This window comes from Neisseria sp. P0001.S005 (genome assembly GCF_051963715.1).
Genome location: NZ_JBQCTZ010000210.1, coordinates 1 through 5699 on the forward strand (window position 1 = coordinate 1; position 5699 = coordinate 5699).

The 5699-nt window shown below is 45.9% G+C and carries 5 protein-coding genes; all 5 read right to left on the reverse strand.

Annotated features, from left to right (window positions below; translation table 11 throughout):
* Positions 1–281: 281 nt before the first annotated feature.
* Positions 282–1286 carry an FAD-binding oxidoreductase gene (locus ACTHSP_RS17060; RefSeq protein WP_440346520.1) on the reverse strand — a complete coding sequence of 335 codons (1005 nt, stop codon included), beginning with the start codon at positions 1284–1286 and terminating at the stop codon, positions 282–284.
* A gap of 81 nt (positions 1287–1367) precedes the next feature.
* A complete protein-coding gene (gene gatB / locus ACTHSP_RS17065) occupies positions 1368–2798 on the reverse strand; it encodes an Asp-tRNA(Asn)/Glu-tRNA(Gln) amidotransferase subunit GatB (RefSeq protein ID WP_250580404.1) in 1431 nt (476 codons plus the stop codon).
* A 101-nt stretch (positions 2799–2899) separates the two neighbouring features.
* Positions 2900–3520 carry a trimeric intracellular cation channel family protein gene (locus tag ACTHSP_RS17070; RefSeq protein ID WP_049328602.1) on the reverse strand — a complete coding sequence of 207 codons (621 nt, stop codon included), beginning with the start codon at positions 3518–3520 and terminating at the stop codon, positions 2900–2902.
* A gap of 28 nt (positions 3521–3548) precedes the next feature.
* Positions 3549–4424 carry a VirK/YbjX family protein gene (locus tag ACTHSP_RS17075; protein WP_003685003.1) on the reverse strand — a complete coding sequence of 292 codons (876 nt, stop codon included), beginning with the start codon at positions 4422–4424 and terminating at the stop codon, positions 3549–3551.
* Positions 4425–4439: 15 nt separating this feature from the next.
* On the reverse strand, positions 4440–5699 hold a 1260-nt coding region (gene gatA, locus ACTHSP_RS17080), incomplete at its 5' end, for an Asp-tRNA(Asn)/Glu-tRNA(Gln) amidotransferase subunit GatA (protein WP_440346521.1).

The window sequence follows — 5699 nt, forward strand, 5'->3', positions numbered from 1 at the left end:
CTTGGCTAATGAAAGGGGGTTGTTAAGTTTGGTTAATTGCCCCTTTCACGGGGCGTAATATATAAGGCCGTCTGAAACATTCAGACGGCTTTTTCTTTATGATAAATAATAAATTCAATTTTTAAAAACAAAATAGCTATCTCTTCAAGCCATAAACATCTATGCAATAACTACCACATAGAAAAAAGAGTGTGCAAAAACACACTCTTTCTCAAACAGATTGCCATCAAATTTTACTCTTAACACCTACATTCAAACATATAAATTCTGTATAAACATGATTATGCCGGTGAAAAAGCATCACAGAAGAAGGCATCTTCCGGTACAGCACATTTTTGAGTCAGCAAACTTTGCGCACTCTCCGTCATGGCTGGTGACCCGCAAGCATAAACTTCATATTGGCTTAAATCAGGATAATTTTGTACGGCAACGTTTTGCACGTACCCATTCTCCCCTTTCCAATCGGAATCAGGCTTAGAAAGGACAGGCGAGAATTTTGCATTTTTCAGACGGCCTATTAATGCTTCTGCTTCTTCCAATGCGTACAAATCCTCCTTCTGACGTGCCCCCCAGTAGAAATGAACCGAACGTTCGCTATTCTGATAAATCAAATCAAGCAAAATGCTGCGGATAGGGGCATAACCTGTACCCGTTGCCAACAAAACAATCGGTTTATTGCTGTCCTGTTGCAAAGTAAACGTACCCAATGGGCCTTTAACGCGGACAATGCCTTTTTCTTTGATTTTAGGCTCGGCACCAAAAATCATTTCCGAACATACGCCATTTTCACGTTTACGGATATGCAGCTCCAAAACGCCTTCTTGGTCAGGCGAATTGGCGATGGAATAGCTGCGGCTGATATTGCCGGGAAGCAGCAAATCAATATATTGTCCGGCATAAAATGCAAATGACGGCGCTTTAGGTAAAGCCAATCTCAACAAAGCAACATCATGTTTGATTTCAATCGTCTCAATGCGCACAGGCAAAGTGCGCACTGGCAAAGCATTCGGATTAAACCCCGGCACATTGATTTTGAGATCGCTCTTCGCTGTAGTGCGACACAATAACACTTTACCCTGCGCTTTTTCTTCGGCGCTGATGGCTTTATCAATATGATCGCCCATTTCAAATTCGCCACTCATCAAATCGGCCTTGCATTGTCCGCAGGCACCACTTTTACAAGAATGGGGCAGATTTAAATTTTGACGGGTCGCGGCAGCAAGAACGGTTTCATCATCGTTTGCCGTAAATGTTATTTGATCTGATAAGGTAATAGTATGTGTCATGGTATTTAGAATAATTTTAGAATCAAAAATAAAGGCCGTCTGAAAAATAAGACCTATTTTTCAGACGGCCTGTTCTATCTATCAAGCTAATTTAGCTTTAATCAACTCTTGAACTTGAGCCGGATTAGCCTTGCCTTTACTTGCTTTCATCACTTGACCAACAATCGCATTCAAGGCTTTTTCATTACCGGAACGGAATTGCTCAATGGCTTTCGCATTGTTTGCCAACACTTCGTCCACCATCGCTTCAATTGCACCAGTGTCAGTAATTTGTTGCAAACCATGTTTCTCGATGATTTCGGCAATACCTGCTTCAGGCTCGGCCCACATTGCTTCAAAAGCTTTTTTCGCCAGCTTGCTGCTTAATGTTCCATCCGCGACTTTAGCAACCAACTCAGCAAGACGTGGAGCTGTAATCGGGCTTTCAGCCAGTTCCAAACCTTCTTTGTTCAAGGTAGCGGCAAGCTCGCCGTTCATCCAGTTCGCCGTCAATTTACCTTGGCCGCAGGCTTTAGCCGCTTCTTCAAAATAGGCAGCTTGAGCGCGGCTAGCAGTCAACAGACGTGCATCATAGTCAGACACGCCGTAATCGGCAACAAAACGCGCCGCCATTTCATGCGGCAATTCAGGCATTTCATCTTTGGCTTTTTGCAGTTGGCCGTCTGAAATAATGACCGGCAGCAAATCCGGATCCGGGAAATAACGGTAATCGTGCGCATCTTCTTTCAAACGCATCACGCGGGTTTCGCCTTTTTCGGGGTCAAACAGCATGGTTGCCTGCTGTACTTTACCGCCGTCTTCCAAAATTTCGATTTGCGCTTCCACTTCATAATTGATGGCTTGCTCCAAGAAGCGGAAAGAGTTGAGGTTTTTGATTTCACGGCGTGTACCGAACTCTGCCTGACCTTTTGGACGTACAGAAACGTTGGCATCGACGCGGAACGAGCCTTCCGCCATATTACCGTCGCAAATATCCAGCCAAGTTACCAAACCGTGCAACGCTTTAGCGTATGCCACGGCTTCGGCTGCGGAGCGCATTTCAGGCTCGGAGACAACTTCCAACAAAGGCGTACCGGCACGGTTCAAGTCAATACCAGTAGCACCGTTCAAACCTTCATGTACGGATTTACCCGCATCTTCTTCCATGTGCGCACGGGTAACATTGATGGTTTTAACTTCATCGCCTACTACGATTTCCAGTTTGCCGTGTTCAACAATCGGCAAATCCAACTGACTGATTTGATAGCCTTTTGGCAAATCAGGATAAAAATAGTTTTTACGGTCGAACACGTTTTTCTGATTGATTTTCGCATCCAAAGCCAAACCGAGTTTGATGGCTTTTTCGACGACTTCGCGGTTCATTACCGGCAATACACCCGGCAACGCACACTCAACCACGCTGGCGTGGGCATTAGGCTCGGCACCGAATGCAGTGGATGCGCCGCTGAAGATTTTGGATTGGGTGTTGAGTTGGACGTGGATTTCCAGTCCGATTACGGTTTCCCAAGTCATAAGGGTCTTTCTGTCGAAAAAAAGTTAATCGGTTAAATGAGTGATTCGTTTTTCAGACGGCCTGAATAAGAAATCCATAAGAGGCCGTCTGTAAGATAAGTTTATTTCCTGCGGCGTTGGAACCCGGGAAGTTGCCAATGGAAACGGTATGCAGTCAGGCGAAACAACAATCCGCCGGCAAAGAGCAGGTTTAACGTAAAAATATTAATCCAGCCCAAATGCCCGAACAGATAAATCAGCCCGCCAATCAAAATGGCTACGCTGCCGTAAAGGTCGGTGCGCAAAATCATCGGCACATCATTGACCAAAATATCGCGCGCAATACCGCCGCCAACGGCAGTCACAAAAGCCAAAGAAATAACGCCAAATAAATTGAGCTGCAAGGCCATACCGATTTGTGCGCCGGTAATGCTGAAAGCTGCCAAACCGATGGCATCGGCAATAATAAAAGCAGCGGCCAAATAGGTGCTGCGATAGCGTTGTACCCTTATCAACCATGCAATGGCAAGCGTGGCAAACACAACAATCAACGCATCGGTTTTCAAAAACACTTGCGGAATCCGGCCGACCAAACCATCGCGTATCATGCCGCCGCCAACAGCCGTCAGTAACGCAGTAATGACAACACCGAGTACATCCAACCGCTTGTTGTAACCGACCAAATAGCCGGAAATGGCAAACGCGGCTGTCCCAATGATTTGAATGAAGTCGGTTGTATTCATATATATGTTTTATTCATCAGATGATAGTTTATTTTATAGGCGCTAAACCATTTCTTATTTGCTCTTCGATTTCATCTAACATCTGATAACGCTTACGATACATAGACCGTTTTTTGCTTTCGATTTCCTCAAAATCTTTACGCACCGGCTCTTTGGGAAGATGCCATAATCCATCAACACCCTTTTGAGCACCATGCTCCTGCCAAAATTGGTCATAGTTCATTTTGACACGTTTCTTCAAGCGCCAACGTAGCTTAACTTGCCTATCTTGTGTGATACCAATCACACCATCCAGCTTTAATGCAATAGCAAAATATTGCAATGCATGCACCATCAATTGCTGAGGACGCAATCCATGTAGCTTCTTAGTTAAAACCCGTACAGTATCTTTCGCCTCTTCTCCTGCTGGTCCCTGAAGGGAGGCTGCAAGCAGCATATTATTTACAAAGGCGAATGTTGTCATATACAGACGTCTTCCATTGCTTTCTCGTAAAGAAAGAGACCACATCCCCTCATCAACGCAATTGTCATTTCGGTTAAGCCAAATCTCAAGGCCGTCTGAAGGTTTTGCCAAAACAATATGAAAGGAACGGGTTTTCATACCCATTACTCTTTCTTTTCCAAACAGCTTTTCTGCAGCCTCAAAATCTGACTGCATAATTTTTAACCTATCTTGACCACTAAGTTTCTTATCAACAAACTCATGTATCAAAGGATAGGCATCTTGGGGCATTTGACTAAAAAAACTTTGGCATATTTCCGAAGCATTTACAAACTGCTCAAATGCCTTAATTTCTTTACGATACCACAATGTTCGCAATGTAAATTTTAAATGTTGCGTTTTAAACTTTGGCGCATTCTGATAAACAGTTTTAAATCCCGGAAAAGAAAACTTTTCAGGCATATAGGCTCCCTACTCTTATTCCGGCGCTTTAGTGTGCCAATCGCTGTTCAGTTGAACCTGATGTGCGGCACCCAAAATTTTGGCTTCGGAGAAATAGTTGCCGATAAATTGCACACCAATCGGCAGGCCGTTTGCGCTGAAACCGGCAGGCAGAGTCAGTGCAGGCAAACCGGCAAGGTTTACGGCGATGGTGTAAATATCGGACAAGTACATTTGTACAGGGTCGTGAATGTCGCTGCCGAGTTTAGGCGCGGCAGTCGGCGCAGTCGGCGCCAAAATGAAATTACATTGACCAAAGGCCGTCTGAAAATCATTGGCAACCAGACGGCGCAGTTTTTGCGCTTTCAGGTAATAAGCATCATAGTAACCATGGCTCAATACATAAGCACCGATCATGATACGGCGCTTAACCTCACTGCCGAAACCTTCGGCACGGGTGTTGCTGTACATTTCTTCAAGGTCGCCGAATTGCGCTGCACGGTGGCCGTAACGTACGCCGTCGAAACGGGACAAGTTGGTACTTGCTTCTGCAGAGGCGAGAACGTAATAAGCGGGAATCGACAATGATGTTTGCGGCAGGGAAACTTCAACAGTCTCCGCGCCTTGTGCTTTGAGCAAATCGATAACGCTTTGCAAGGCCGTCTGAACATCGGTATCCGCGCCTTCGCCGAAATATTCTTTAGGCAAACCGATTTTCAAACCTTTAAGCGGCTTGTCCAAATCACGGGTGTAGTCTTCTTTGTCGCGCTCCAAACTGGTGGAATCGCGCTCGTCAAAGCTGGCCATGGCGTTCAACAAAATCGCACAGTCTTCGGCCGTTTGCGCCATAGGGCCGGCTTGGTCAAAGCTGGAAGCATAGGCAACCATACCGAAGCGTGAAACCGTACCGTAAGTCGGTTTGATGCCGGTAATACCGCAATGCGATGCAGGCTGGCGGATAGAACCGCCGGTATCCGAACCCAACGCAGCCGGTGCCAAACGCGCTGCAATCACGGCAGCTGAACCACCTGAGGAACCGCCGGGAACATGTTCAAGGTTCCATGGGTTTTTGGTTGCGCCGTAGAACGAAGTCTCATTGGTCGAACCCATGGCAAATTCGTCCATATTGGTACGGCCAAGAGTGACCATGCCGGCATCCAACAGGTTTTGCACCACAGTGGCAGTATAAGGAGAGACAAAGTTATCCAACATTTTGGAACTGCATGCACTGCGCCAACCTGTTTGGCAGAAAATATCTTTGTAAGCAACCGGCACACCGGTCAAAGCCGTTGCATT

What these genes read in the sequence shown, in the direction of transcription:
- ACTHSP_RS17070 (WP_049328602.1), bottom strand. Translation starts at nt 3,520, where the DNA reads ATGAATACAACCGACTTCATTCAAATCATTGGGACAGCCGCGTTTGCC.
- gatB (WP_250580404.1), bottom strand. Translation starts at nt 2,798, where the DNA reads ATGACTTGGGAAACCGTAATCGGACTGGAAATCCACGTCCAACTCAAC.
- ACTHSP_RS17075 (WP_003685003.1), bottom strand. Translation starts at nt 4,424, where the DNA reads ATGCCTGAAAAGTTTTCTTTTCCGGGATTTAAAACTGTTTATCAGAAT.
- ACTHSP_RS17060 (WP_440346520.1), bottom strand. Translation starts at nt 1,286, where the DNA reads ATGACACATACTATTACCTTATCAGATCAAATAACATTTACGGCAAAC.